Origin of the sequence: Bradyrhizobium sp. ISRA430, from assembly GCF_029909975.1 — a bacterium.
GTDB lineage: Bacteria > Pseudomonadota > Alphaproteobacteria > Rhizobiales > Xanthobacteraceae > Bradyrhizobium.
Window position 1 is genome coordinate 7,453,623 of the sequence record NZ_CP094516.1, and the last position, 26,757, is coordinate 7,480,379.

Genomic DNA, 26,757 nt, shown 5'->3' on the forward strand with positions numbered 1-26,757 from the left:
GGTTAGCCGGATATGGGAGTTCCCATGTTACTGAACGCCGTCCTGTCCGGCATTTCGCTCGGTGCGATCTACGCCATCACTGCAATGGGCTTAACATTGCAATACGGTGTCGCTCGCATCATGAACCTCGCCTACGGCGAGATGATCGTCGTTGGCTGCTTCGTGGCTTTCGTGCTGTTCAATCATTTCCAGCTGAGCCCGCTCATCACTGGAACGTTGGTCGCGCCGGCGATCTTTGGACTTTCTTGGAGCATCTACCGCGGAATGTTGGTGCCGCTTGTCCAGCGAGCGCCGGACGCCGGTGCGCTCGAGACGGATTCGATTCTCTTCACCTTTGGACTCTCGTTCGCGATCCAGGGGCTACTGCTTGTCCTGTTCGGTGGCAACTTCACCAGTTATACATACCTGAGCGTACCGGTTGCCATATTCGGTGCGGTCATGGCAGCTAATCGCCTCATAGCGTTATTTTGCTCATTGGTGATTGGTACTGTGCTTTGGTTTTTCTTGACGCGGACGCGGAGCGGTACTGCGTTGCGCTCAGTGGCATCCGATGAAGTCGGGGCATCCCTCGTCGGCGTCGATATTGTACGTGCCTCGGCTCTCGCTTTCGCATTGGGCGGTGCAGTTGCCGCGCTTGGCGGCGTACTGTTCAGCACCTTTATCACTTTTTCCGCGCAGCTTGGCGTGACGTTCACGATGAAGGCGTTGATTGTCGTGATTATCGCTGGCGTTGGCAATATTGCCGGTGCGCTGCTGATTGGTTTGCTGCTTGGTCTCGTCGAAGTGTTCGTTACAGCCTTCCTTGATCCAAGTCTTACGATTGCTGTTGTGTACGCCGTGTTCATCCTGACCCTGATGTTCTACCCGCGCGGCCTCTGGAGCTCGACATGAATAAAGCATTCTCTGCTTTGGCTTACGGATGGGTGGTTGCATGCTGCGCGTTGGTGGCTCTTCTCCCGCTTTTTATCGGAGATTATCACCTGTCCTTCGCCATCAACGCGCTGAGCTATATCGTCATGGCAACGGCTTGGGGGCTGTTTTGTGGTCCTACGAGGTACATTTCTCTCGCTAGTGCGGCCCTATATGGTATCGGGGCGTACACAGTGGCTGTTCTGGGCGAGTCCATGTCTTGGCCGATCGTCCTCTTGGTTGCGGCTGCAATTGGAGGCGGATTGTCGCTTTTGATCGGGATGGCGACGTTGCGGCTTGCCGGCGTCTATTTCGTCATCTTCACCTTCGGTGTGACCGAATTGGTTCGGCAACTCGTCAACTGGTACGAGATCAAGGTCACCCATTCAGTCGGACGTTATGTGTTTCTCGAGACCAGCCAGAGCCAAATCTTCTGGCAGCTTCTAGCAATGGTGGGGATCATATTTACGGTGGGCATCGCGCTCAACCGCTCGCGGGTCGGTTTCGCATTGCGCCTCATTGGTGGCGATCAAGTCATGGCTGGACATTTCGGAGTGAATACCACCAGGACCAAACTGGCGCTTTTCGTCGCCAGCTCAGTATTCATCACCCTGACTGGTGCCGTCATGGCTCCGCGCTGGACATATGTGGATCCGACGATCGCCTTCAATTCCGCGGTCTCATTTCAGATCTTGATCATGGCTCTATTGGGTGGAACACAATCGCTCTTCGGTCCTCTGATCGGCGTAATCCCGATGACCATCTTGTTTGAACTGCTGGGCACAAAGTTTCCCAATCACTACACCCTGCTGATTGGTATCATTTTCATGATCATTGTTTATCTATTGCCCGACGGCATCTATGGTTTCGTGGCGCGTCGCGGCAGACTGCTGCTCGCGCGCCTAATGCCAAGGTCTGAGCTGGAGGCCGTCCGTTGAAAGCGCCTTTACTTGAGCTTGATCGCGTAAGCAGAAGATTCGGCGGGCTGCGGGCAGTCAATTCTGTCACCTTTTCCGTCAACCGTGGCGAGATACTTGGCTTGATAGGTCCCAACGGTTCCGGAAAAACGACTGCAATGAACTTGATTTCGGGGGCTTTGCGGCCGGACGGAGGACGCATTGCCCTTGACGGCACGGACATCAGCGGGATGGCTGCCCATGCAGTTTTCCACGCGGGCATTGGACGAACGTTTCAACTGGTTCGGGTTGTTCAGCATTTGACGGTGCGGGAAAATGTATTGGCCGGCATTGCGTTTGTCGCGCACCGGCTTGGATTTCGCGAGATGGAAAGACGCGTGCAAGAGTGCCTAACTCGGGTCGAGTTAGAGAGTTCGCTCGACAGGCCAGCCTCCGAGCTTACTTATATCGACCAAAAGAGACTGGAACTTGCGCGCGCAATTGTCGCTCAGCCAAAACTCTTGTTGCTCGACGAATGGCTCGCCGGGCTCAGCACTGCCGAGTTACATACGGGCATTCAGCTTATTCGCAGCCTCAATCAGAAGGGCAGCACGATCATTATGATCGAGCACGTAATGTCGGCAATTTCCAATTTATGCGACCGCTGTGTGGTGATGAACGCTGGTGTAAAGATCGCGGAAGGTGCTCCGCAGCAGGTGCTAGTCGATGCCGCCGTCCGCAGTGCCTATCTGGGGACCGAGAATGCTTGAAGTTCGTTCGCTTTCTGTATTCTACGGCCAGCACATGGCTCTGCGCGATGTGGCGCTCAGGTTAGACCGGAGCCGGATCGTGGTGATCTTAGGCTCCAACGGCGCTGGTAAGTCGACCTTGCTCAAAGCCCTTATGGGATTGGTGCCCACCCGGTCTGGTGCGCAGGTCAGCCTGGAGGGCCGCTCCCTACTCGGGTTGCCCACCTGGCAATTGGTCGAAGCGGGAATCGCTTTGGTGCCGGAAGGACGCCGTTTGTTCGGCGACATGACCGTGCGAGAAAACCTCTTGATGGGTGCTTATCCTAAACGCGCGGCAAAAGGCGCGAAGGACAGGCTGGAGTTCATCCTTTCGCTATTTCCGCGCCTCGGCGAACGGCTCGGCCAAGCCGTTATCACAATGAGTGGCGGCGAACAGCAAATGGTCTGCTTCGGTCGTGCGCTCATGACCGCACCGAAGTTGCTCATGCTTGATGAGCCGTCGCTCGGGCTTTCTCCATTGTTGACCCAAGAGTTGTTCAGCGCCCTTCCTCGGATCATCGCCAGTGGAGTGAGCGTGTTGATGGTGGAGCAAAATACTCACCTGACATTGCGGTTTGCCGACTACGGGTACGTGCTCAAAAATGGCGAGCTGGTCGGCCAAGGAACTGCGGCAGAACTGCAAAAGGACGAGACCGTGGGCAAGGCCCTCCTTGGTATCTAGCATCATCGGTGGTCTACAATGGTTGCTTGCACTCCGACCCTGAGTGGCGGCTCGAGAACGAACCCATCACGGGTGATAGATGAATTCCGGCGATCACAAGGAACTGTTGGTCGATGCGCTACACAATGAACAGGTGGTTGTGGTATCGGCGCCGGGCATCCATTCACGGGACGACGAATGCTCGACCGGGGTGACCTTGCGCGAGAACGTTGGGTTCTACGTTCGATTACGACAAGGGATGTTGGAGCCTCAAGTGGTCCATTTCGATGGATGAACCCTACGAAGTTTGTGCAGGCCGAGGGGCGAAGCGAAGGGAAGCTCCTTGAAACCAAGAAACTGCGGCGGCGGCTCTCGGCGTTGCGGAGCGGGCCAAAGTCGTTTGCGGGTGGGGGGCGCCCGATCGCTATCGTGAAGCAGCCTATCGATACCAAAGACGCGCCTCTACCGGGCTCTTAGGGGCAGGTTTGCGGCGCAGGAGCATCAAGGAACGACCGCCTCTACCCGAAGCTCGCGTATTCAGGCAAGCGGGGACAAAGGGAAACGCAGCCGCCAAGCGCAGCAAGTTCGATCGGCTGCTTCTCAATTTTCAGTTCTCGCTCCTCACGCTTACGCGCGGACGCGCCGGCGACCCTTGTTCGGATCCACTCTCGTGGTCATGGCAAACTTGGCAGCCAAGGGCAGCAGTGTCCCATCCGGTGAAAATATATAAACTTCATCAAGCGCGGACCGATCGCGGATCCCGGAGCGTTATGGGAATTTCAGCGGAGGAATGGAAAACCCGCTGCGGCGTGGCCTCGTTGCGCCGCCATCACATGAAAAGGGGCCAAAAGGCCGCTATCCCTTGGTTTGAACTTTCAATATAAAGTCACGGATTATATATCTTTCTGTTGACGGGCCGCGCCATGATGCGTAGGTTTGCGGGCACACGAGAACGGCGCTGCGCCGACACGCAGGGGAGATAACGAAAGGCGTCATCTGCACAGGTCCGCTGCGCGCGCCTGCAGTCAGTTGGAAGTTCGGAGGCAAGCGCAGACCGCGTCGATCTGGCTTAGCCATCAATCGGCGGTTTTCTTTTTACTTACCTGCCCCGAAAGGAGGTCTGTCGCCTCCGCTTCAGTGCAAGAGTCTGGATAACACGAGGCAAATCATGCGCTATGTTGGGTTTCTAAAGGACGGGCAGCGCTGTATTGCGCGCCAGGATGGTTCTCTGATCCGGTCGCTCGGACCAGTCGATGCATTCTACAAGGAGCTCGCCGTCGGAAAGATCCCCGCAGATGGGGAGATCTTCGAAGCCTCGAACGTCGAATTCGCTCCTCCGGTCCCCCGCACCTCGCGCATTTTCTGCGTCGGCATCAATTATCGCGACCATGCCGTCGAATCTCTCGATGTCGCGGGTATTGAGCAGCCGAAGTTCCCAATGGTGTTTGGTCGTTGGGAGTCGACACTCGTAGTGGATGGTACTCCCGTTCCGGTACCTCCTAAAGAGGATGGCCTCGACTGGGAAGTTGAGCTCGCCGTCATCATAGGCAGGCCTATCTGGGCTGCTACCGAACAGAATGCCATGCAAGCTGTCGCAGGTTACACGGTTTTCAATGATCTGAGCGCCCGCGCCAAGCAGCTGGAGACGCGTCAATTCACGCTGGGCAAAAACGCCGATCGGTCCGGTCCAATCGGGCCGGTCGTCGTAACAACGGACGAGATTGCCGACGTCAATAACTTGCGAGTCACGGCGCGCGTCAACGGCGAGACGGTTCAGGACGCCAACACACGGGACCTGATCCACACGATCCCGAGAATTATCAGTTACATCACCGATACAGTGACCCTGCAACCTGGCGACGTCATTGCAACCGGAACGCCAGGTGGCGTCGGTCTGGCAATGAAGCCGCCGCGTTTTCTGAAGCCTGGCGACATAGTCGAAGTGGAGGTCGAGGGGATCGGCGTTGTCCGCAATCCCATCGTAAGCCGCGAGCAGATTGATAAGTAGCCTAAGAGGACTGCCATACATCAACAGACAACGCGCAATGAAAGGGGGAGGTAACGACGTGATGTCAAATGGATTTCAAGTCTGCGCTGCCGTTCTTCTGGCGGGCGTGGTCGCGTTTACCCAGGCTCAGGCGGAGGAAATCAAGGGTATCCCGATCAAGATTGGAGTCATCCTCCCTCTGACGGGCGGTGGGGCGTCGATTGGCCGTTCAGAACTGAACGGCGTTCTTCTGGCTGCGAAGCACATCAATGCCCGGGGCGGCGTCAACGGGCGACTAGTTCAGATCATTCACGAGGATGACGGCACCAATCCGGATACCGCTATCACTAAGGCGAACAAGCTTATCTATACCGACAAAGTCGTCGCGCTACTCGGTGCCAGCCAAACCGGGTCTTCGGTGGCCATCGGCGCGATCACCGACTCTCTACAGATGGTGCAGATCGCATTCTCCGGTCTTGGCCCGGCAGTGGAGAAGGAACGAAAGTGCGTGCTCCACATCGCGCCATCACAGGAATTGAACGCGCGTGCGCTCCTATCCTACGCCAAGGACAAAGGGCTAAAGAGGATGGCAGCACTCTACGACGCAGGCTACGGCCGCATCGTCTTCACCGAACTACAAAAATTCGCCGGTCAATATGGCGTCGAAATCGCCGGCAGCGAAACGTTCGAGATCGCCGCGACGGACACAACCACACAGGCGGCAAAGCTGCGTGCGATGAATCCGGACGGTTTCTTCGTTGTCGGTGTTACCGGCACTCCAGTACGCAACCTTCGCGCTTTGCAGATCAAGCAGCCGATCCTTTCGGTGCTTGGGCAATCACCCTATCATATTGTCGAGGCGATGGGATCCAATGTCAGCGATGTCATTTTTCCCGAATACCTCGTTGCCGAAGACCCGCTGCCGCGTCAGACGGAGTTTGTGAAGCTGTTCCATCAGGAATACGGCAAACCGCCGAAAGCGATCGAGGCATGGGGCTGGGACGCGCTAAACGTCCTTGTCAGGGGCCTCGCGAGCACCGGTCCCGAGCCGGCCAAAGGCAAGCTATGCGAGGCTGTTCGCGGCAAATTCGAAGGGGTCAACGCCGACTATAACTTCTTGGCGCCCGACATGACTGGCCTCAAGCTGTCGGATTACGTGTTCTCGCGTGTCGTCAACGGCAAATTCACGCGCATGGACTATCGCATCGCCGACTGAGACAGCTCTAGGTGCCCACAGCATTACCTTGGCCAGTCACGATGTGACAGGGGCATCCATCCACTAAGGTCCGGCGTCCGCGGTCGGCAGACGTCAGAATCATTGGCGGAACGCGAACACTCCTGGTCGCTTCCGGAAAACGACACTCGTACGACGAAGGTGTATCGTGACGCTGGGCCTGCTGATTCAATCTATCATCGCGGGAATCATGAACGGTGTCGTCTATGCTCTGATAGGTCTTGGCATCGCCGCGATCTACAAGGGCAGCGGAGTCATCAATGCGATGCAGGGCGAGTTCAGCATCATTGCAGCAATATTCGCCTCTTTGGCCGTCTCCGCGGCAGGATGGCCTTATCCGGTTGCCGCTCTTGCCGGCATCGCCAGCGGTATGGTCATCGGACTAGTAGTCGATCTGGCCTTTGTCCGGCACATGCGAATACGCAATGCTGCGCACGATTCATACCTTCTCCTGATCCTAGGATTGGCAATCACGCTCGCGGCTCTTGTTCTCCAGTTCGCTGGCTCCGGTAGCTTCAGTCTCCCGGCCTATGAACCCATCGAGGTGTGGATCATTCTAGACGCTGTCCTGCAAAGCCAAGCGCTCTGGCTGATGGGTTTATCAAGCCTGGCGATCGTCGCGGTCCGACTATTCTACCGACACACCATGCTGGGCATGCGAATGATGGCCGCTTCCATCGACGACGAGGGGGCGATGAGCATCGGCGTCAATGTGTCGCTGATGCGCACGCTTACGTTCACATTGGGCGGCCTCCTCGGCGCCATTGCGGGCGTGTTGATCTCAACTGTTCTGCCCGTCGACCACCAGATCGGGCTAATCCTGACGCTCAAGGGCTTCGCGGCAGCGATTCTGGGTGGGCTGACCAACCCGATCGGTGCGGCTGTCGGAGGCATCACGATCGGCCTCTTGGAGTCTCTCGCCATTGTCTCGGTTTCTTCGGCCTACAAGGACGCGATTACATTCGCGATGCTGATCCTCATCATGATCTTCCTCCCGAACGGAATGCTCGGCCGTGGTCTGCGTAGGAGCTGAACGATGCGTCTCGTAATCAGGCCTGTCCTTACTATAGCCGCTATCTTGGCGCTCGTCCTGCCGCAGCTATTCGACCGCGAGATCGTCGACATCCTCGTCTTTACGTGCATTTACTCAATCGCTGGTCTCGGCGTCGGCTTGCTGCTTCGGACTTGCGGTATCATCAACGCCGGCCAGGCGCTGTTCTATGGGGTCGGCGCCTACACGACGGCTTATCTTTCGATCCACTATGGTGTGCACTGGCTTGTCGACATCGCCGGCGGTGCCCTGCTGTCGGCGACGATAGCCCTTCTACTCGGTTGGCCAATCCTGCGTCTGCAGGGGTATTTTCTTACACTTGCCACCATCGCCCTCGGCATCATTGGTCATTCGTTGTTCTTCGAGTGGGTAGGCATTACTGGTGGCGAACTGGGGATTGGCGGGATACCGACAATCGTAATCGCCGGCAATGCACTTAACACCCCGATCTCCTTCTACTATCTCACCGTGGCGGTGCTCGCCGCATGCCTGTGGATTGCATCCAATCTGATCAACAGCCGCACCGGCCTGATGCTGCAGGGAATGCGCAATGACGCCGACGCTGCTGCGAGCCTCAGCGTGGACAATCGCGGGCTAGAGGTGCGCGTCTTCGTGTTAAGCGCGATCTTCGGCAGCCTCGCCGGTAGCCTGTTCGCACATTACACGTCATTCGTGGGCGTCCACTCCTTCGATATAGTCAAGAGCATCACGTTCTTGTTGATCCCGGTGCTCGGTGGCGCGCAGTACCTTGCGGGACTGGTTATCGGCGCGCTCTTTGTCACTCTCGCACCTCACTACCTCGGCGCCTTCGGACATATTCACCAAGTGTTGTTCGGTCTCGCGCTGGTCCTCGTGGTTACTCTGATGCCGGGCGGCATAGCCGGCACAGTGCAGCAGGTCATCGGCAGAAGGAACTGAGGTTGCGATGCTACAGGACGTCCATGTCCAAAATGGTTCGCCTGATCTGCGCATCGCGGGAGTATCGCTCGCGATCGGCGGCTTCCGTATTCTGCGTGAGGTGAGCATCGAGATCGCGAGCAAATCCATAACCGGGCTGATAGGCCCGAACGGCTCAGGCAAGACGACATTGTTCAACGTCGCCTCGGGCTTCATGCGGCCCCAAGTCGGTCGTGTCGAACTCTACGGTGCAGACATCACTGCTCTCTCCATCCAAGAGCGATGCCGGCGTGGCATGGTGCGCACGTTCCAGACCCCAAAGGTCTTCGAGGAAATGACTGTTCTCGAGAACATCATGGTTGGCACCTCTAAGCTGACGAATAGCTCGATGCTTGGGGACATGTTTGGCACCCCACACTCAGCGCGCCAGAAGCGACAGATGTTGGAGATGGCCGAGACAGAGTGCCGTCGCTTTGGGCTTGAAGCGTTCAAGTGCACGCCGGCAAAAAAACTGACCGGCGGTCAGCGGCGCATCCTTGAGATCGCGCGCGCCAACGTCGGCCAGCCGCGGATCATGATGCTGGACGAGCCGTCGTCTGGACTCAACGTCGAGGAAATCGAACATCTTAGGGAGTGGATTGCCCAACTTAACTCAGACGGCATGTCAATCTTCTTGGTCTCGCACGACATGGACCTCATGAATGTGGTGGACCATATATATGTGCTTAACTTTGGAGAGATCCTAACCAGTGGTACGGTGGCGGAGGTCAAGAATGACCGCCGAGTCCACGAGGTCTATTTGGGGATCTAGTGATGCTTCGATTGGATTCAATCCGGTCCGGCTATGGCCTACAACAGATTCTGCAGGGTGTCTCACTGTTCATCGCTCCCGGCGAATCAGTCGCTCTAGTAGGCGTTAACGGAGCCGGCAAAACTACTCTTGTCAGGACGTTGATGGGCTTCAACCGGGCGAACTCGGGGCGTATCCTAAAAGATGATGTAGACATCACGCCGCTCCCTGCGCACATGCGGCCATCCGTCGGCCTAGCCGCACTGCTTGAGAACCGAAGACTGTTCGGGCCCATGTCGATTCGCGACAATCTTCGTATAGCTCAGGCCGAGGGGAATTCACGCGCAGCGAAGCGACGCTTCTCTTGGGACGACATTTGCGACCTATTTCCATTGGTGCGAGACCGGCTCCACACGCCGGTTGGCCTGCTCAGCGGCGGCCAACAGCAAATGGTGGCTACGGCTCGCGCGCTGCTGCTGCAGCCAGATTTTCTGATTCTGGACGAGCCATCGACGGGTCTTGCGCCGCGAATCGTCAAGGAGATTTTCACGATCTTTCAGCGCCTGCGCTCGACGGGGCTCGGCATCTTGCTGGTGGAGCAGAACGTGCGCATCGCAATCGAGGCAACCAACAGAGCTTACGTTATGTCTCTTGGCAAAATCGTGCTGGAAGTCGGTGACGAAGAATGGCGCAAGTTTGATTCCGATAGTCGACTCGCCGATGTTTATCTGGGGCGGTCCCCGCGCGAAACAAACGATGGGATAGCGTGACATAAGGAGTTAGGGTCAATCATTTTCCCCGTGTCCTCTCGATAAAGTCGACCACTGCTCGCGTGGTCGCGCGGTAGTGCGATCGCAGTAACGCGCAAGCAAGATCAGCGTCGCGGGCGAGCGCAGCATCGAGGATGGCCTTGTGCTCCCCTGCGATATCACGTCGAACCTCAGAACTTAAGATGGCGTATGCGCCGATCTGGCGGTAGCGGGAGCTGTGATCAATCAGGGTCCGTATGAAGCGCAGCAGCCATTTCGATCCGCAGGCGCTGACCAACTGCAAGTGGAACTTGCAGTGCTGCGCTTCCCATTCCGGGTTGCTGGCCAATGGCCCTCCATCCAGCTTCGACTGGATGTGCGCTAGTTGATGATGGATGGCGAGCAGGTCGGATTCCCACTGGAGAGAACCCGTCTCGACGGACTTTCGCAGCGCAGCACACTCTAGCTCCGCGCGCTGTGTTTGGATGTCTAATACCTCCTCCTCCGAAATCTCGGTTACGCGGAACCCTCGCTGGTCCTCGGCCGTGATGAGCCCGGTTGAAGAAAGCCGTGACAGCGCCTCACGTAATGGAATCGCGCCAGCTTCATACCGATCGCTAAGTTCTTTCACAGTCAAACGGGCGCCCGGCTGAAGCACGCCTGTCAGAAGGTCTTGCCGCAATCGGTCGGTCAGAATTGAAGCCATTGTTCGTCGGCCAACAGGCGAAAGCCCGACCCGGGATGCCATGGAATGCTGCCTAACAGGTCCGTCTTCTCTAGCTACCAGGATTCCCGTGCAGTGAACCCGGCAAGCGATCACACATCGACTCAAAGCAATCTTGAAGAATGCGCCGACAGGAAGAAAAAGTCAATATAAACCGCAGGATTATATATATTCCGGTTTGCAGCGGCTGAGTCGGTTGCTGCCCCGCTACAGTGATCTTTCAAGTCTCCACAAATTTGCTCGCCTTCACGGCTGGCTTGGACATGCCGAAATTCTTCAGCAAGCGTAAAGCCTCGCAAGGAAGGAAACATCGAATCCTTTCGCTTGAATCTTTGCCGAAAGTCAGAGGCGGGAAAAAAGGGCGCTGATGGCAGCCGACGCGATCCGCGCGACCACAAGTGGGCTGTTCGACGTCTTGGGCAAGATTTCGGGATCGGACTGCGTTGTCTTCACGCCGTCCTGGATTTGACCGGGATCGGCGTCATTTCGGAGCCGGCGTAAGTCGTGGGAATGGCGGTTTGAGAAAGGCCAGTGTGCAGCGGGAGGGCTTTTCCAAGTCCGATGGTCGATCCGCCACCCGCCGCAATGATGCCATCCGTTTCAAGTCGGATGCGCACTTGAGGGCCTCTTCGGTCACGCCGACGGGCGTGTGCATGACCGCGCCGGCAAACAATCCTGCAAATGTTCCCTGAGACGTTGGGCCATGTCGCGCCCCAGCCGCTCGTGGCACGGGGGCGTCAGGACCAAAGCGCGACGGATGGTGGTATCTCCTTTCGATTGCCTATTGTTAAAGGTCCCGTTCAGAGATCGCATGTGGATCATCGAGCCCACGGAGGAGGCGTTGCATCTCGTTCAGATCATCAGCGCCTTCGACGAACCGCTGTCGTGCGCCACATGAAACGATCAATCGCACGAACTCTGCCGCCGCCTTTTCGATGCGCCCGCTCAGAGTCAACGAGCCCGCTCCTCCGAAGTCGTCGGTTGCGGCGTAAACGGCGGTCGGGGAAACCATCGTATGCAAGTAGGAGAACATCGGCCGCAACGCATGTTCCAGCACCAGAGAATGGCGCTCGGTGCCGCCGGTGGCGCCGATGAGCACAGGCATATCCTTTAGCGTCCCTTCGGGAAGCACGTCGAAAAAAGACTTGAACAGCCCACTGAAGGACGCATTGAACGCCGGCGTCACAGCGATCAGCGCGTCCGCGTCGGCAAGGGTTTCGAACACTTGCTCCAGATCGGACGTCGCAAAGCCGGTCAGCATCATGTCCATGACCGATCGGCCGTACTTGCGCAACTCGAACACCTTCAGCTCGGCAGCGGGTAGGTTCGCGCGCACGGCTCCCGCCAGCCGGTCTGCCAATAGCCGCGTCGAGGACGGCTCACGCAGTCCGCCAGCCACCACTGCGATAGTAGTCATGAGCGCCCCTCCGCCTCGGGAAGCTCGACCTTGAGCGCCGACGATCCCTCTTTCTCCGCGGCGCGCTTTTCCTTGGCGGCCACTAGCGAGATGTGCGTGGGGGCGCCAGGTACGTCGGCGGGACGGCCGATCGCGAACTCCTTGCGCAGCACCGGGACGACCTCCCCACCGAGCAGATCGAGCTGCTCGAGCACGGTCTTGAGCGGCAGGCCAGCGTGGTCGACTAAGAAGAGTTGTCGCTGATAATGGCCAACGTAATCGCGAAAACTCAGCGTGCGATCGATGACCTCTTGCGGAGAACCGACAGTTAATGGGGTCTGAGACATGAAGTCCTCCAGAGACGGGCCATGGCCGTACACCGGCGCGTTATCGAAGTACGGACGGAACTCGCGAATGGCATCCTGGCTGTTTGGCCGCATGAAGACCTGACCGCCGAGACCTACGATCGCCTGCTCCGGCGTTCCGTGGCCGTAGTGCGCAAAGCGTTCGCGGTAACGTTGCACCATTCTTTGTGTGTGCGATGGCGGCCAGAAGATATGGTTGGCGAAGAAGCCGTCGGCATAATATGCGGCCAACTCGGCAATCTCGGGCGAGCGGATGGACGCATGCCAGACGAACGGCGGCACGCCATTTAGCGGCCGCGGCGCGAGCGTGAATCCTTGCAGGTGCGTACGGAACTTGCCCTCCCAGTTCACGACCTCATTGTCCCAAAGGGACCGCAGTAGCGCGTAGTTCTCAACGGTGAGCGCGATCGCGGCGCGGATGTCCTTGCCAAACCACGGATATACCGGCCCGGTGTTGCCGCGCCCAAGCATGATGTCGACCCTGCCGTCCGCGAGGTGCTGCAGCACGGCGAAATCCTCGGCGATCTTGACGGGGTCGTTGGTCGTGATCAGCGTCGTGGACGTCGAGAGCAAGAGGTTTTTGGTCTGCGCGGCAATGAATGCGAGTAGCGTGGTGGGCGAGGAAGGAACGAACGGCGGGTTGTGGTGCTCGCCGGTGGCGAACACGTCAAGGCCAACCTCATCAGCCTTCTTGGCGATCTCCACCGTAGCCTTGATCCGTTCGTGCTCGCTCAGCGTACGTCCGGTGAGCGGGTCGTTGGTGACATCGCCAACGGTGAAGATCCCAAACTGCATTCCACTCATCGATGTATACTCCTCGGCGGCGAAGTGGGATTTGATCCTTTGCGGTCTCGGCCTGCCGGTCGACGGCGAAATGCCAGACTGGAGGATCGCTGACAACGGCAAACGAGATGCATGAACTTTTCAAGGGTAATCGGCTCGTTCGCAATGGCTATTGGCCCACTACGTGACACAAGGAGGGCGCGACTGTTCGCTGTGATGAAACACCGAATTCGAAACCGCCTGGCTCTTCGCTGGCTTTAAACCGGCTAACTTGTGGCCGCCTGGGCGGTCGTCCGCACATCCAGGGACAGCCAAGAGGACGATCAAAAGGCTCTCCTCAGTAGGCTCTTTTTGGCTGGCCCAAGCCGGTCATCGGCCAGAAGATCGTTTTTGCCGAGGCGGTGCCTGCTGGATGACGCAAGAGTTCGTGCACGATGACGCCTCAGTCGCGCTTCGAGATCCTTCTCGTCCTGCTGATGATCGCTGTCGTGCTGGAGACCCTTGCGTCGCGGCTGAGGCTTCCGCGTGCGTCGGTCTTGATGACCGGCGGCATCGCCATCGCGCTCGTTCCAGGGCTTCCTGGCATCGAGTTTGATCCGGACCTTGTTATGGTCCTTTTTCTTCCGCCGCTTCTGCTCGCCAGCGCTTATTTTACCGTCTGGACCGATTTCCGCGCGAACCTCAGGATCATCTTCCAACTGGCGACGGGCGCTGTCGTGCTAACAACAGTCGTTGTTGCAGTTGTAGCGCATTGGCTGAAGCCTGAATTGCCTTGGTCTGTCTGCTTCGCTCTTGGCGCGATCCTTTCACCGCCCGATGCGGTTGCGGCCAAGGCCGTCTTGAAGCGGTTCCCGCTCCCGCGGCGCGTTGTCGTTCTGCTTGAAGGAGAAAGTCTCGTCAACGATGCATCCGGCCTGGTCCTGCTTCAGCTTGCTGTCACAGCCGCGATGACCGGCACGTTCGGGATAGGGCAAGCGAGCATGACATTTCTGTATGTGGCCATGGCCGGAATCGGCATCGGACTCATGCTTGGGTACCTGTCAGCGTCCATAGCTCGCCTTCTCGCCGATGCTCGTCTGACGGTCATCTGGACTTTTCTGTTGGCCTGGGCGTCTTATATCATCGCCGAGGCCGCCGGAGCATCAGGAGTCCTGTCAACGGTTGCTTGCGGCCTCATTCTTGGCCGCCATCAGCATAGGACATGGTCTGCTGCCGCGCGCACGCAAGCGCGGGCGGTCTGGGACGTGGCCGAGTTCGTGATGGAATCACTCCTTTTCATCATCATAGGCTTGTCCCTGCGTGGCGTGGTTGAGCGCGCCGGCGGTCAGTGGAGGACGATCGTCGACCTTCTTCCGGCGATTGCGGCAATTCTGGCTGCACTCATTCTGTCCCGCGCGGCGTGGATTTTTCCAGCCACTTACCGCGCGCTCGTTCCGTCGCTCAGGCGGCGCGATCCGTATCCACCTGCGACCATTCCCGCGCTCATGAGCTGGGCCGGCATGCGGGGCGTTGTAAGTCTCGCCGCGGCACTGGGCTTACCCGCTGACCTCCCGGGACGAGACTTCGTTCTGATCGTGACCTTTGGCGTGATCGCCGGAACGATCTTTGTCCTTGGCGGAACCCTCACACCGCTTGCGAGGGCCATTGCGGGTCGCGACTTTGTGCTCGAACAGGCGCCGACGTTGACTGAGAGCGATTTACGCCTGAGAATCGCGGAAGCCGAGCTTCGGGCCGTCCGCGATCACAGCCATAACCTGAATGGTGCGCACGCTGACCGTATCATTGCGCAGTACGAATGGCGCGCCAAGGTCGCCCGCGATCAAGGCGCCAACTCCAATAGGAATGACCATGTTGGAGGAGAGCATGCGCGAGCCGTACTTTCAGCTGTCACGGCAGCCCGAAAGGAGCTTCTCGATCTTTTCCAAGAGGGATTGGTCCACGATAGTCTCCTTCACCAATTCGAGGAGGAGCTCGATCTGGAGGAGCTCTCGGCACGAAAAATAACGGCGCGCGGCGATTACTGACTGCTCCGCTTCCTTCGGGTAGCAAGGGGTGGCTGTTTCGTTAAAGCGAACTCTGCGTTCTTTTTTGATAGCCTTTCGTCGCCTCAAGGCGCGTGAGAGTAGTACAGCCTTCGATGCAGCGCGCTGGTAGACCGCTACGCGCTGCAGTGGTTGGATGGGTGGACAGGACAACTGTCAGATGGCGCGCAGGTCGAACCGGTCGATGATCACGTTGGCGGTTCCTGTCACCGACAGCGCCTGCGCCGCTCGTCGATCCGCGCTTCATATCCTGACGGGTCTGTGGCTCGCGGGCGCAATAGTGAGCACGCCTAACGTCGGTCGTGCCCAGTCGGCCATCCCGCAGCCCTCCATGGGTCTTGGCACCTTTAGTTTCCTCGACGGCGATGGCGGCCCCGGTTTTACATTTGAGACGGTCGGCAGCGGCTATCAGGCTTGGCGACTCAATGATACCCAAGGCGGAAAGGTGCCGGGCCGAAACCAGCAGACAATCGCGGGCATCAATATCCACCCGATTTACGTTTCTGAATTGAAGCTGCTCGGCGGCAATCTTGGGTTCGATGCGGTCATTCCGCTTGTTTACCTTCATAACGATTTCGCCGGCTCCGATAGCACAAATACGAGCGTCGGAGACGTCACGTTCGACCCCCAGATACAATGGAGTCAGCTTTCTCTACTCGGGCGGCCGTTCTCGATGCGCTTTGGGTTGCAGATCGTAGCCCCGACGGGCTCTTATAATCGCGATCGCCCTTCAAATGTTGGGCAGAATATCTGGCAAATCTCGCCCTATTACGCCTTTACGTGGCGCACGACCGAACTTTGGGAAGTCAGTGGCCGCCTGATCTACGACTGGAGCGGCGAGAACCGTGATCTCGCGAGGTCGTCTGGGACACGATCAGCGCAGCCAGGCCAGCAAGCAGCCTTCAGCCTATCTGCATCATATGCGCTGTCCGATCAATGGCGGGCTGGGATTACCGGCTATGGCTTTCAGCAAATCACCAACACCGAAATCGATGGGACCGCGCTGCCCGGGTCACGACAGCGCGCGTTCGGCATCGGACCCGGGCTCGTTTGGTCTAGCTCGAGTGCAAAAGTCATCGCCAACGTCTTCAAGGAATTCGGCGTCGAAAACCGGCCCCAAGGCTACCAAGCTGTTCTGCGCCTCATAACACCGTTCTGAGGTCCGCGAGTTTCGATTTGGAGAGTCTGCGATGAGTTGGATGCCAGCGGTAAACCCCATTCTCGGCTCCGTCTTGTGATGATGGTCTCAAGTTCATGATTATCCCTCAGGTACGAGACCTGGAGGCTTATTGGATCGGCGTGCGAGTGGTCGGCGCTGACAGGACCGACCGATGCTGATCAGCTAATCAACACTTCAACTGCAGATCTCGTTGCTGAAACCAGGCGTCTCATAAAAGACCAAGGTATTGATTTAGCCTGGACGCCGTCGGCGGACCTCTGTTCGAACCGGCTCTGAAATCGTTGCGGCGGGGGTGGCCGTCAGGTCGCTATTACGAGCGTCGACAATCCGCGTGTGAAATGCCCGATACTCTAAAACGGTTGAGCGACGAGAAGAGGGCGGCGCGGCGGGAAGCAGTCTAACTCGGAGTTCGACTGCTTCGAACAACGGAGTGCGGCTGCGCCTGTTATTGCGGTCTAGTTTGTCATAGTTTGGGTGGAGTCAGCGTCGATTTCGCTCGAGACCTGCGCTCGAAGAATGACTGCGAATTGATTGCTGCAACCCAATGCATCGCGGGCGGATTCTGACATCCGTAGGAAAGGCCATCTCGTGACCAAACCCAAGATTGCTATCATCATCGGCTCAACCCGCAACACGCGGTTCGCCGACAAGCCGGCACAATGGCTGCTCGAACAAGCTCAGAGGCGGGATGAGATGACTTTCGAGCTAGTTGATCTGCGTGATTACGATCTTCCGTTTTTCAACGAGGCGGCGTCCAACCTGTGGCTGCCTTCGTCGGATGAACGCGCCGTAAAATGGCAGCGCAAGCTCGCGGATTTCGATGGATATATTTTCGTCGTGGCGGAGTATAACCGCTCGATCACAGGAGCGCTCAAGAATGCGCTCGATCAAGCCTACAAAGAGTGGAATCGAAAGCCGATGGCCGCCATGGGCTATGGCGGGGTCGGGGGCGCGCGTGCAGTAGAACATCTGCGCAACATCGCGGTCGAGCTCCAAATGGTGCCGTTGCGCCACGCCGTGCATCTGTCAGGCGGCGAATTTCTCAAGGTGTCGCCGATTGGGCAGAATGCACCGATGTCCGAGGTCGATGCGGTCTTGCAGCCTTCCTTGAAGTCCATGCTGGATGAATTGGCTTGGTGGGCAAACGCCACGAAGGCCGGGCGCGAGCAGGTGGTGAAAGCAGATTGACCTAAAAAATAGAGGGCTTTGGTGAAGCGATGCCGGTTATCTGGTGGTCTGTCCCGCATCAACGATGAAAGTCTGTCCGGTCGTGAAGGATGACATGGGCGAACACAGAAACAGCACCATACCCGAGATCTCTTCCGGCTTGCCCGCACGTTCGAACAAAGGTCCTGAAAGCACCTTTTTGCGCATAACAGGATCATCCAACCATCTCCGGGTCATCCCGGTCTCGACCAAGCCAGGCGCCAAGGCATTTACACGAATGTCGTCTTTGGCATGATCCACTGCGGCCGCTTTGGTCAGTCCAATGACTGCATGCTTGGCGGCCACATAGGGCGCCATTCCGGGATCGGCGATTACTCCTGCGATGGACGCGGTATTTACGATGGCGCCGCCTCCGTGTTTGGACATGTGCAGGATCTCGTGCTTCATGCAGAGGAAGACACCTTTAAGATCCACCGCGATCACTTTGTCGAATGTCGCTTCGTCTACTTCCGCAAGCGGAAGCGTCGGTGGAAGCACGCCCGCGTTATTGAACGCACAATCCAGGCGTCCGTAGCTGCCAAGTGTTGCCTCGACCAACGCTTTCACATCATCTTCTTTTGAAACATCTACTTTGACGAACAAGGCCTCGCCACCAGCCCCTTTGATTGCTGCAACCGTCTCTTCACCCTGTTCACTGAGGTCACCAACCACAACTTTTGCACCTTGTCGCGCGAACCCCAGCGCCGTCGCCCGACCAATTCCCGTGCTGCCGCCGGTAATCAATGCAACCTTGCCGAAATAGTCGAGAAGCTCGCTCATGGTTCAATGTTCCCTTGCCGAATGTCCAGCTTAAGCCCGGACTGGCCTTTGCCTTAAAGCAAGATATCAGGCCCGCTGCATGTGGCCGACTAACCTTCGTTTCCATTGTTTGGCCGTGCCGAACACAGGGTTCTAGGGACCCGACTATAAGTAGAGAGCTGCTCGTCTTTCCGGATCAAATCGAGCTGTTCGCGCCCCGCAGCTCGCCTTGATTGGAGAGGATCGGCGAGCCGAACGACCATCGTAAGATGCTCACTGATACAGATCCTTGTTTTGTTCGCGAAGGATATTCTTCTGAACCTTACCCATTGTGTTGCGCGGCAACTCGCTCACAAAGATCACTTTCTTAGGCACTTTGAACTTTGCCAAGCGGCCTTGCAGATGATTCAGGACGTCTTCCTCGGTCAACGTGCAATCCAATTGGCGTATTACAATCGCGGTAACGCTTTCACCGAAATCGGGGTGAGGACAGCCAATTACGGCAGATTCCACGACTCCTGCCAGAGCGTCGATTTCTGCTTCGACTTCTGCGGGATAGACATTGAAGCCACCGCTGATGATCAGATCTTTGGCTCGGCCAACGATTGTGAGATAGCCCTTCGCATCGAAGCGGCCGATATCGCCTGTAACAAAGAAACCATCAGGACGAAATTCGGCCTTGGTCTTCTCTGGCAGGCCCCAGTACCCCGAAAACACGCATGGACCGCGGACTTCGATTATTCCCGCCTCTCCATGCGGCAGCTGACGCCCGCTGTCGGGATCGACGATGCGTAGATCTATGTCCGGCAATGGAACTCCGACCGTGCCGGCGATGCGCTCTCCTTCGTAGGGATTCGATGTAGTTATGTTGGTTTCGGTCATTCCGTATCGTTCGAGTATGGCGTGACCAGTTCGTCTTTTGAACTCAAGGTGGGTTTCCGAAAGCAGGGGGGCCGATCCAGAGGTGAAAAGCCGAAAACCGGAGCAAGCCTCCTTCGTCAGAGCCGCATTGTTGAGCAACCGCGTGTAGAAGGTTGGAACGGCCATCATCGAGGTGGCCCTCGGAAGAAGGTCGATAATCCTGTCCGCATCGAACTTCTGCATGAAGATCATTGATCCGCCTGCCATCATCAGCGTGTTGCAAGCCACAAACAAGCCGTGCGTGTGGAATATTGGCAATGCGTGGATCAGAACGTCTTTGCTCGTGAAACGCCAATATTCCTTGAGGGTCCGCGCATTCGACGACAGATTGCCGTGAGTGAGCATGGCCCCTTTTGATCGGCCGGTTGTCCCAGATGTATAAAGGATGGCAGCAAGATCACCTTTGGAACGCTCAATATCAGCGAAGTCGGGCCCGAGATCTGCAGCAGCTTCAGAAAGAGTGCCCTTGCCTCTTGCGTCCAACGTCTCGACCCAAGAAATGCCGTTGCGGTGCGCCATCTCGACGATGGTATCGCGCCTCTTAGGGTCGCAGACGATGAGCGCAGGCTTTGCGTCGCTGACGAAATAGTCGAGTTCAGTAGGCGTATATGCGGTGTTCAATGGGAGATAGATCACGCCGGCTCGAAGGGCACCGAGGTAGAGCATCAAATTGTCGATGCTTTTGTCGACTTGAACAGCGACGCGATCTCCCGGCTTCAAGCCGCGCGCAGTCAGAACATTGGCCATCTGTCCCGACCGCGTGAGCATATCCCCATAGGTCAAAGATCGATTGTCGAGGTCTTCGATAAATGGGCTGTCGACGGCAGGAATGCTTTTGCGGATAAGATGAAAGAGGTTCATGGTCGCGCCAAACTGGATTCATTAACTTTCGAATCGCGTCAACTCGAACCGAGATGGTGTTCGTTTCGGCAGGTCATCGTTTCCTTGATTCACGGGTCGGCAAATCTCGGTAGACGGCGCTCTATCCAGGCCCGTAGTCCTTCCTGCGCGCTTGACGACGTGAGACTATCAAAGAATCTGACATTGATGGCGCCCGCGTCACCTGTGCCGCGCGCGATGGCGTTCAGCGACGCTTTTAGTCCCCGCAAAGAGACTGGAGACCTTTGCGCAAGCATCAGCGCGATCGCGCTCAAACGGGGTTCAAGAGCATCGGCCGCGGTGATTTCGTTGAGGAAGCCGATCCGAAGCATTTCGGCGCTGTTGATTTGATCGCCCGTTAGGAAAAGGCGTGTCGCCTCGGATAGTCCGAGCCGCTCTACATATCGCCTCAAGCCTGAATGGTAGTACTCGATACCCAGTCGCGCAGGGGACATAGTGAGACATGCTCCTTCCACTGCAATTCGAATGTCACACGCCAGCGCAAAGTCGGTAGCGCCACCGTAGACATTGCCATTGAGGCCGCAGATCGTTGGGATGGGGAGCGCTTCGAGCGTATCGCAGAGCGATGCGAAAGCTGCCGTGGATTCGCGAGCACGGTCGCTCGACAGCGTTTGCAGATCAAATCCGGAACTGAAACTAGGTCCACGCGCGGTGATCACTACGACCCGAACGGCTCTTCGAGCGGACAACTCGCGCAACATCACCGCCATTGTCTCGATGTCCGCTGGCTCGAAACGATTGTGCTGATCGGGGCGATTCAGGCGGATGCGCGCGACCGCGTCCTCGATCTGCAGTGTTGGGTGACCGGCCGGGCCATGCGCCCTTTGTTCGCTCATGATATTTTATTTCATGGGTATAATATCTTTGTCAAACGAAAAAAAATATGTAAATACTCCACGAAGTGGCCACCACGGCGAAGACCAGGGGCGCGGATTGCAGGCTAAGAAGCAGTATCGGACCGACGAGATCAGGACGTGGATACGTGGCGAGATCGAATCCGGAGCGCTCTTGCCGGGGGCGCGTCTGGAGGAGCAGCCGCTGTCTGAGCGCTTTGGCGTTTCCAAGACGCCCGTCCGCGAGGCCCTCATTCAGCTTTCGTCGGCAGGCCTGGTGGAACTGCGGCAGCGTCGTGGAGCCGTCGTGACGCTCTTGAGTGTCGACCAAGTGATCTCGATGTTTGAGGTCATGACCGAGCTCGAAAGCGTGGCGGCCAAGCTTGCCGCCTCTCGCATGTCGGCGGACGATCGTGATGAGCTAAGCAAGATACATGATCGTAGCGAAGAGTTCGTTCGGAACGAAGACTTTGGTCAGTACGACGCTCTGAACAAGGAATTTCACGAGCTGATATATCGGGGATCCGGTAATCACTACCTGGAAGCCAGCGTCAAGGATATTCGAGGGCGACTGCGCGTCTACCGCAGATATCCCTTCCAAAGACCGGGACGGATTCTCCAGTCCTTCAAGGACCATAGTGACATCGTAAGCGCAATTATGAAGGGGGACGGCGAGACCGCAGCTCGGGTGATGCGTGATCACATCAGCATCGGTGGACGAGTATTCGCCGATTTGGTCATCGAGATGGTGCGATATTCCTGATGCGGAGGGGAGCTCCTTGAGTTGCCGCGGCATTGAATTCGATGGGCGACGGGCAGATCGTAACGGAGGAAAATTTGAACAGTTCGCTTGACGACAAGAAGATCCGACGACAACTCATGCTTATCGGTGGCGAGTGGCTCCCGGCGCGCACGGGGGAGGTGCTCACGGTCGAGAATCCAGGTCGGCGGCAGATCATCGCGACTGTTCCGCGCGGAGGGGTCGAGGATGTCGATCTAGCGGTCGCGAAGGCGCTTGCCGCCTTCGATTCTTGGCGAAGAACATCGGCGGCCGAACGCGGTCGTCTCCTTCTTGCCATCGCCGATAAGATCGAATCCGACCAGGAAAGACTTGCTCGACAGATCGCCGAAGAGACGGGAAACGCCCTCAGAACGCAGGCCCGGCCGGAAGTGAAAAGCTCGGCTGGGATCTTTCGCTATTTTGGAGGGCTTGCGTCCGAACTTAAAGGCGAAACCCTACCTCTTAGCCATGATCTTCTCAGCTTTACCCAGCGCGAACCGTTGGGCGTTGTGGCCGCCGTGATTCCCTGGAACGCACCATTCCTTTTGGCGGCGGTTAAGATTGCTCCAGCGCTCTGCGCCGGAAACACCATGGTCATGAAGACGGCCGAAGATGCCCCGCTTGCTGTGATGGCCCTTGCAGAAATCTGTTCTCAATTTCTTCCTCCGGGAACGCTGAACGTGCTAAGCGGGACCGGGCAGGAATGCGGAGCGCCGCTGCTCAACCATCCGCTGGTCGCCAAGCTTTCATTCACCGGGTCAACGGCGGTCGGCAAATTGGTCATGGAAGCCGCAGCCAAGCGCATCTTGCCGGTCTCGCTCGAACTAGGTGGAAAGAGCCCCTCGATCGTCTTTCCGGACGCTACGGACGAATGGGTTGTCGAAGGCATTATTGCCGCGATGCGCTTCAGTCGACAAAGCCAATCTTGCACTGCTGGCTCCCGCTTATTCCTGCACCGGGATATCTACGACAGCGTTCTGGAGCGACTCGTCGAAGCGTCTTCCAAACTCCGTGTCGGCGATCCCCTGGCCGAGGAGACTGATATAGGCGCGATCATCAACGAGCGGCAATTCGCCCGAGTTTGCAACTACATCGAAGATGGATTGAAGCAGAGCGGATCCCAGCTCTTGTGCGGAGGACTGCCTGAGAATGACACGTCGCTACCCCGAGGCTATTTCTTAAGGCCGACCATTTTTGGCCAAGGCACCAATGCATGGCGCTTGGCGCGCGAGGAAATCTTTGGACCTGTACTGGTCGCGATCCCGTGGAGAGACGAACAAGAGGTCATCAAGATGGCCAACGACACGCATTACGGGCTTGCCGCCTATGTGTGGACCCACGATATCGGCAAGGCGCTAAGAGCCGCGAGAGACATCGAAGCGGGCTGGGTACAGATCAACCAAGGAGGCGGACAGCTTCCAGGTCATTCCTATGGCGGCTACAAACAGAGCGGCTTGGGCCGCGAGTTTTCGCTCGCGGCGATGCTCGACAGTTTCACACAGACGAAGAACATAACGGTGAATCTCACCCGCTGAGTTCGCCGTTGGAATTGGCTATCACTTCGCGGAGTTCTATAGACAGCCTCTCGGTGGAAAGTCCGCTCGGTCTTGGTGGCAAAGTAAGTCCCTCCTAGTTGGCAGTCCAAGCTGACGGTCTCTCCAGAGGGGGAGCCTGCTCACCACGGTTCACGATCGCTTCAACGCGTGGCTTAAGCGTGTGGTGAATACCTGGATCAACGGTTACGTCGTCGTTTCGACGACGTGTGTCGAGTGCGCATTGCGGGAAATGCCAGGCTTGTAAACCGATAGTCCTTGGGCCTCACTGCTGACCCGGAACATGCCGGGGTCCTCGGAGACTAGCCGGCAGCATCCAACAGCGTGATTATATTACCGGCCGGGTCGCTGACTTCAATTTGCCGCCTATGAGACCATGGTTCTGCCAGGCTCTCGCGCGATAGATGACCCTGCGATACGAGATACCTGAGGCATTCATCAAGTCCGTGAACATGAAACCTGACATATGTCCGCGATTCCAGAAGGGGGGCCAGAAGAGAGACTAGTTCAACTAGTTGCCCCTCGCCCGAAAGAAAAACTCGCTTATCTCCAGCCCGTTCAACTTCTCTGAGGCCGAGGCCGTCGGAATAGAACCATGCCGTGGCATCCATCCTGTCTATCGGCACAAAAATGCGAATGGTATTCATCAGATGCATCCTTGTTTGCGATGCCGCGAGCTCGGCGGGCGTGTCATTCTCCTACCGAGCGTCGCACCATCAAAGCTTGGAATCGCATGGGCTTGAACTCGTCAGGACCGGCGATGTTCTTGTAGGCGAGCACATTGTGGCCACGTCATCGTATCGACGCGGTCTTAATCGATGGGATGAAGATGCCGTCCCTACACATAGCACAAAACGCGAAAGGCGTTTGTACTCGCACATCACAGATCGATAACCAGCTTCGAGCTGAGACTGCCCGAGCAGCATATCATCATGGTTTCTCCGCGTGCGCGTTCGGACGCGGTTAGCACAAGATCGCGATGGTCGGGTATGCCGGCCAGGACACGAGTCTCGCAACTGCCGCAAACTCCCTCACGGCAGGAATAGGGCGCGTCCAAACCGGCCTCGATCATGGCCTCAAGGATCGTCTTCCCGGGTCTCACGGTAAGCGTCTTGCCAGACTGCGCTAATTCGACGTCGAAGCCGCCGGAAGGCTCGCCGACCGCGGCGCCAGCGAAGTATTCGAAATGCACGGTTTTTGCCGGCCGCGCGGCGGTCGCGCCGCGGAACACGTCCATCATGCCTAAGGGTCCGCAACAATAGAGATGCGTATCTGAAGGGAGCGGCGCGATCAGCGAGCCGACATCAAGCATGTCGTCGCGGACGCCTCCATCAAAATAAAAGCGGACGCGGCTGGACGTTGTCGAGTTGAACGCTCTTAGATAGTCGTAGAAGGCTGCGTGAGCCGGGCTGCGCGCGCCGAAGTGCATCTCCCAGGATCGGCCGATCTGTTCCAGCCGCCGGACCATTGACAGGATCGGTGTGACTCCGATCCCGCCAACGATGAACACAGTATGATGTGCGTCTTCCACCAAGGGAAAATGGTTCCGCGGCGCGCTGATCGTGAGCGCGTCGCCCTTTCCCAGGCGATCGTGCATATAGCGCGAACCGCCTCGACCGTTTGCATCGCGGCGTACGGCGATGACGTAGCGGTCGCGCTCATTCTGGTCGTTTAACAGCGAATAGCTGCGGATCTGCAGATCGGGAAGATAAACTTCCACATGCGCACCCGCCGTGAACGGTGGCAAGATTGTACCCGCTCGCGGCCGAAGTTCGAAGGAGAGAATGTCGGTCGCTTCCGGACGGACTTCAGCAATCACGGTTTCGATGGGATTCGCGGCTACCGTCACGACTGTCGATCCTAAGCTTATTAGACCATGACCGAGGTTGCTTTACTCCGCTGGGGAGGCCGCTGCCGCGGCGGACCGCCGCTTAATTAGAATGCTCATCAGCCATACACAAACCACATTGGCGAGTGCGATCAGGCCCAGCGAGAGTGTCGTTAGAGGCGTGGACCAGCCGGCGGCGAACATCAAACCGACCAGCACTGGGCCCATGGAGCTTCCGACGCGGCCGAAACCTGAACTCCAACCGATGCCTGTGGACCGCATGAACGTCGGATAGATAAGGGCCGATACGCCGTAAAGACCGCTCAACCCGGCCGGGATCAGCAGGCCGGCAAGCGTCGACATGATGCAGACCTCGATGAAGCTCGGTACCGAATAGCCGATGAGCGCGGTCGCCAGCGCTCCGCCCAGGAACATTCCGGACAGCAGCCAAAATAGCGACGAGCGAAATCGATCGAACAATTGTCCGGCGACGACAATGCCGATGATGCCGCCGATATTGTTGAATGTCAGCGCAAGCGATCCCTCGGCGATCGACATGCCAGCTTGCTTCAGTAGCATGGGCGTCCACACCAGAGTTCCGACTAGCACAAGATAATTGATGAAGAAGGCAATCCACAGCAGGCCTGTCATCGGGGCGCGCCGTTCCGTAAAAAGATGCCGGACCGGGGCGTCACGCTTAATCTCCTCGTTGATCACGAATCGAGTTGTCGCTTCATAGCCTCGGTTCGGCGCGAGCTTCTGCAGAACAGCACGGATCTTGTCGACATCGAAACCGCGAGTAATCATGAAGCTAAGGGATTCCGGCAACGAGGCATATAGCAAAAGACTGATAAGAAGCGAGAGCGCGCCGCAGACCTTGTAGACCGTCTGCCAATCGAAACTACTGAGCAACCCAGCACCGAGCAGGCCAGCGAGAATGCCGCCGCAGGGAACGGCGCCAAGGACGACAGCAACGACGCCCGCTCGATTGCGCTCGGGCGCGTATTCAGCGGCCAGTGCAAGATAGCAGGGCACCGCACCGCCGATGCCGAGGCCAGTAACGATGCGCAATGTTAATAGAGTGCTGAAGCTCTCCGCCCACGCCGTCGCGAGCGTTGCCGTACTGAACAGAAGGCCGCAAACGAGCAACATCCGCCGGCGTCCCCAGCGATCGGAAAAGAAGCCGATCCCAAAAGCGCCGATCAGCGCCCCCCATTGCGATGCCGATAGAAGTGGCCCTAACGCGCCGGGCGACAGCTTCAATCCGCGAGCGATCATCGGGCCTGTCACGCTCATGATCTGCGAGTCGAGGCCGTCGATCAGCGAAATCAGGAAGCAGATCGCGAACAACCACCATTGATAGCCGCTCACTTTTCGGTCGATCAATGCCGAGACGTTGACAACTTCCGCAGTCGCCATGGCCGTACCCCCGAAGGTCTGGTGTTGCGTTTCTATTCTCGTGTGCGTCCACACATTGTGTCGAGTTGAACAGCCGCTGCGCATATCGCTTGGCAGCGCATGCGC

Annotated in this window: 25 protein-coding genes; 15 read left to right on the forward strand and 10 right to left on the reverse strand. The window is 57.5% G+C overall.

Annotated features, from left to right (window positions below):
- The first annotated feature begins 24 nt into the window (after window positions 1-24).
- The 10 genes from MTX21_RS35070 (at window position 25) to MTX21_RS35115 (ending at window position 9,983) form a co-directional block, all read left to right on the forward strand.
- Window positions 25-891, forward strand: coding sequence for a branched-chain amino acid ABC transporter permease (locus MTX21_RS35070; RefSeq protein WP_280969032.1), 867 nt, complete (start codon window positions 25-27; stop codon window positions 889-891).
- Entirely contained in the window at window positions 888-1,847 is a 960-nt protein-coding gene (locus tag MTX21_RS35075; RefSeq protein ID WP_280969033.1) for a branched-chain amino acid ABC transporter permease, read from the forward strand. Before MTX21_RS35070 ends, MTX21_RS35075 begins: the two co-directional genes overlap by 4 nt.
- Window positions 1,844-2,575: an ABC transporter ATP-binding protein gene (locus tag MTX21_RS35080; RefSeq protein ID WP_280969034.1), complete on the forward strand. Its 732-nt coding sequence runs from the start codon at window positions 1,844-1,846 to the stop codon at window positions 2,573-2,575. Before MTX21_RS35075 ends, MTX21_RS35080 begins: the two co-directional genes overlap by 4 nt.
- The gene (locus tag MTX21_RS35085) at window positions 2,568-3,275 is read left to right on the forward strand and encodes an ABC transporter ATP-binding protein (RefSeq protein WP_280969035.1); all 708 of its coding nucleotides are present in this window, start codon (window positions 2,568-2,570) and stop codon (window positions 3,273-3,275) included. The genes MTX21_RS35080 and MTX21_RS35085 overlap by 8 nt, the downstream gene beginning before the upstream one ends.
- A 1,147-nt stretch (window positions 3,276-4,422) precedes the next feature.
- Complete coding sequence (locus MTX21_RS35090) at window positions 4,423-5,262, forward strand: fumarylacetoacetate hydrolase family protein (protein ID WP_280969036.1); 840 nt, start codon at window positions 4,423-4,425, stop codon at window positions 5,260-5,262.
- Between the two features lie 61 nt (window positions 5,263-5,323).
- Window positions 5,324-6,457, forward strand: a complete 1,134-nt coding sequence (locus MTX21_RS35095; protein ID WP_280969037.1) for an ABC transporter substrate-binding protein — start codon at window positions 5,324-5,326, stop codon at window positions 6,455-6,457.
- A 166-nt stretch (window positions 6,458-6,623) separates the two neighbouring features.
- Window positions 6,624-7,508: a branched-chain amino acid ABC transporter permease gene (locus MTX21_RS35100; protein ID WP_280969038.1), complete on the forward strand. Its 885-nt coding sequence runs from the start codon at window positions 6,624-6,626 to the stop codon at window positions 7,506-7,508.
- Between the two features lie 3 nt (window positions 7,509-7,511).
- Window positions 7,512-8,444 (forward strand): branched-chain amino acid ABC transporter permease, encoded by a 933-nt coding sequence (locus MTX21_RS35105; protein ID WP_280969039.1) that lies wholly within the window; start codon window positions 7,512-7,514, stop codon window positions 8,442-8,444.
- A 7-nt stretch (window positions 8,445-8,451) separates the two neighbouring features.
- On the forward strand, window positions 8,452-9,234 hold the full coding sequence (locus MTX21_RS35110; protein ID WP_280969040.1) for an ABC transporter ATP-binding protein: 783 nt from the start codon (window positions 8,452-8,454) through the stop codon (window positions 9,232-9,234).
- Between the two features lie 2 nt (window positions 9,235-9,236).
- A complete protein-coding gene (locus MTX21_RS35115; RefSeq protein ID WP_280969042.1) occupies window positions 9,237-9,983 on the forward strand; it encodes an ABC transporter ATP-binding protein in 747 nt (248 codons plus the stop codon).
- A gap of 19 nt (window positions 9,984-10,002) precedes the next feature.
- Here MTX21_RS35115 and MTX21_RS35120 read toward each other — a convergent pair whose 3' ends face one another.
- The 4 genes from MTX21_RS35120 to MTX21_RS35130 all read right to left on the reverse strand — a co-directional run bounded on the left by MTX21_RS35120 (window position 10,003) and on the right by MTX21_RS35130 (window position 13,242).
- The gene (locus MTX21_RS35120; protein WP_280969043.1) at window positions 10,003-10,668 is read right to left on the reverse strand and encodes an FCD domain-containing protein; all 666 of its coding nucleotides are present in this window, start codon (window positions 10,666-10,668) and stop codon (window positions 10,003-10,005) included.
- A gap of 467 nt (window positions 10,669-11,135) precedes the next feature.
- Window positions 11,136-11,303, reverse strand: a complete 168-nt coding sequence (locus tag MTX21_RS40180) for an iron-containing alcohol dehydrogenase (RefSeq protein WP_341510448.1) — start codon at window positions 11,301-11,303, stop codon at window positions 11,136-11,138.
- A 170-nt stretch (window positions 11,304-11,473) separates the two neighbouring features.
- On the reverse strand, window positions 11,474-12,103 hold the full coding sequence (locus MTX21_RS35125; RefSeq protein WP_280969044.1) for a CE1759 family FMN reductase: 630 nt from the start codon (window positions 12,101-12,103) through the stop codon (window positions 11,474-11,476).
- Entirely contained in the window at window positions 12,100-13,242 is a 1,143-nt protein-coding gene (locus MTX21_RS35130; protein WP_280969045.1) for an LLM class flavin-dependent oxidoreductase, read from the reverse strand. Before MTX21_RS35130 ends, MTX21_RS35125 begins: the two co-directional genes overlap by 4 nt.
- Before the next feature lie 422 nt (window positions 13,243-13,664).
- Between MTX21_RS35130 and MTX21_RS35135 the strand changes: the two genes are divergently transcribed.
- The 3 genes from MTX21_RS35135 (at window position 13,665) to MTX21_RS35145 (ending at window position 17,640) form a co-directional block, all read left to right on the forward strand.
- Entirely contained in the window at window positions 13,665-15,254 is a 1,590-nt protein-coding gene (locus MTX21_RS35135; RefSeq protein ID WP_280969046.1) for a Na+/H+ antiporter, read from the forward strand.
- Between the two features lie 202 nt (window positions 15,255-15,456).
- A complete protein-coding gene (locus MTX21_RS35140; RefSeq protein WP_280969047.1) occupies window positions 15,457-16,431 on the forward strand; it encodes a transporter in 975 nt (324 codons plus the stop codon).
- 609 nt (window positions 16,432-17,040) lie between these two features.
- On the forward strand, window positions 17,041-17,640 hold the full coding sequence (locus MTX21_RS35145) for an NAD(P)H-dependent oxidoreductase (protein ID WP_280969048.1): 600 nt from the start codon (window positions 17,041-17,043) through the stop codon (window positions 17,638-17,640).
- Between the two features lie 36 nt (window positions 17,641-17,676).
- Here the strand turns inward: MTX21_RS35145 and MTX21_RS35150 are convergent, their stop codons facing one another.
- From MTX21_RS35150 to MTX21_RS35160, 3 genes are all read right to left on the reverse strand, one after another.
- Window positions 17,677-18,438: a glucose 1-dehydrogenase gene (locus MTX21_RS35150; RefSeq protein WP_280969049.1), complete on the reverse strand. Its 762-nt coding sequence runs from the start codon at window positions 18,436-18,438 to the stop codon at window positions 17,677-17,679.
- 252 nt (window positions 18,439-18,690) lie between these two features.
- A complete protein-coding gene (locus MTX21_RS35155) occupies window positions 18,691-20,199 on the reverse strand; it encodes a malonyl-CoA synthase (RefSeq protein ID WP_280969050.1) in 1,509 nt (502 codons plus the stop codon).
- An 89-nt stretch (window positions 20,200-20,288) separates the two neighbouring features.
- Window positions 20,289-21,074, reverse strand: coding sequence for an enoyl-CoA hydratase/isomerase family protein (locus tag MTX21_RS35160; protein WP_280969051.1), 786 nt, complete (start codon window positions 21,072-21,074; stop codon window positions 20,289-20,291).
- Between the two features lie 97 nt (window positions 21,075-21,171).
- Between MTX21_RS35160 and MTX21_RS35165 the strand changes: the two genes are divergently transcribed.
- Complete coding sequence (locus tag MTX21_RS35165; protein WP_280969052.1) at window positions 21,172-21,834, forward strand: GntR family transcriptional regulator; 663 nt, start codon at window positions 21,172-21,174, stop codon at window positions 21,832-21,834.
- Between the two features lie 41 nt (window positions 21,835-21,875).
- Entirely contained in the window at window positions 21,876-23,387 is a 1,512-nt protein-coding gene (locus MTX21_RS35170) for an aldehyde dehydrogenase family protein (RefSeq protein ID WP_280969053.1), read from the forward strand.
- A 320-nt stretch (window positions 23,388-23,707) separates the two neighbouring features.
- On the opposite strand, the gene MTX21_RS35175 is transcribed toward MTX21_RS35170, so the two are convergent.
- From MTX21_RS35175 to MTX21_RS35185, 3 genes are all read right to left on the reverse strand, one after another.
- A complete protein-coding gene (locus MTX21_RS35175; protein ID WP_280969054.1) occupies window positions 23,708-24,052 on the reverse strand; it encodes a VOC family protein in 345 nt (114 codons plus the stop codon).
- Window positions 24,053-24,285: 233 nt separating this feature from the next.
- On the reverse strand, window positions 24,286-25,254 hold the full coding sequence (locus MTX21_RS35180; RefSeq protein WP_280969055.1) for a PDR/VanB family oxidoreductase: 969 nt from the start codon (window positions 25,252-25,254) through the stop codon (window positions 24,286-24,288).
- Between the two features lie 42 nt (window positions 25,255-25,296).
- Window positions 25,297-26,652 (reverse strand): MFS transporter, encoded by a 1,356-nt coding sequence (locus MTX21_RS35185; protein ID WP_280969056.1) that lies wholly within the window; start codon window positions 26,650-26,652, stop codon window positions 25,297-25,299.
- Window positions 26,653-26,757 lie beyond the last annotated feature (105 nt).

Coding starts and splice junctions, on each gene's coding strand:
- MTX21_RS35070 (WP_280969032.1), top strand. CDS start 25: ATGTTACTGAACGCCGTCCTGTCCGGCATTTCGCTCGGTGCGATCTAC.
- MTX21_RS35075 (WP_280969033.1), top strand. CDS start 888: ATGAATAAAGCATTCTCTGCTTTGGCTTACGGATGGGTGGTTGCATGC.
- MTX21_RS35085 (WP_280969035.1), top strand. CDS start 2,568: ATGCTTGAAGTTCGTTCGCTTTCTGTATTCTACGGCCAGCACATGGCT.
- MTX21_RS35090 (WP_280969036.1), top strand. CDS start 4,423: ATGCGCTATGTTGGGTTTCTAAAGGACGGGCAGCGCTGTATTGCGCGC.
- MTX21_RS35095 (WP_280969037.1), top strand. CDS start 5,324: ATGTCAAATGGATTTCAAGTCTGCGCTGCCGTTCTTCTGGCGGGCGTG.
- MTX21_RS35105 (WP_280969039.1), top strand. CDS start 7,512: ATGCGTCTCGTAATCAGGCCTGTCCTTACTATAGCCGCTATCTTGGCG.
- MTX21_RS35110 (WP_280969040.1), top strand. CDS start 8,452: ATGCTACAGGACGTCCATGTCCAAAATGGTTCGCCTGATCTGCGCATC.
- MTX21_RS35115 (WP_280969042.1), top strand. CDS start 9,237: ATGCTTCGATTGGATTCAATCCGGTCCGGCTATGGCCTACAACAGATT.
- MTX21_RS35120 (WP_280969043.1), bottom strand. CDS start 10,668: ATGGCTTCAATTCTGACCGACCGATTGCGGCAAGACCTTCTGACAGGC.
- MTX21_RS35125 (WP_280969044.1), bottom strand. CDS start 12,103: ATGACTACTATCGCAGTGGTGGCTGGCGGACTGCGTGAGCCGTCCTCG.
- MTX21_RS35130 (WP_280969045.1), bottom strand. CDS start 13,242: ATGCAGTTTGGGATCTTCACCGTTGGCGATGTCACCAACGACCCGCTC.
- MTX21_RS35135 (WP_280969046.1), top strand. CDS start 13,665: ATGACGCCTCAGTCGCGCTTCGAGATCCTTCTCGTCCTGCTGATGATC.
- MTX21_RS35140 (WP_280969047.1), top strand. CDS start 15,457: ATGATCACGTTGGCGGTTCCTGTCACCGACAGCGCCTGCGCCGCTCGT.
- MTX21_RS35150 (WP_280969049.1), bottom strand. CDS start 18,438: ATGAGCGAGCTTCTCGACTATTTCGGCAAGGTTGCATTGATTACCGGC.
- MTX21_RS35155 (WP_280969050.1), bottom strand. CDS start 20,199: ATGAACCTCTTTCATCTTATCCGCAAAAGCATTCCTGCCGTCGACAGC.
- MTX21_RS35160 (WP_280969051.1), bottom strand. CDS start 21,074: ATGAGCGAACAAAGGGCGCATGGCCCGGCCGGTCACCCAACACTGCAG.
- MTX21_RS35170 (WP_280969053.1), top strand. CDS start 21,876: ATGGGCGACGGGCAGATCGTAACGGAGGAAAATTTGAACAGTTCGCTT.
- MTX21_RS35175 (WP_280969054.1), bottom strand. CDS start 24,052: ATGAATACCATTCGCATTTTTGTGCCGATAGACAGGATGGATGCCACG.
- MTX21_RS35185 (WP_280969056.1), bottom strand. CDS start 26,652: ATGGCGACTGCGGAAGTTGTCAACGTCTCGGCATTGATCGACCGAAAA.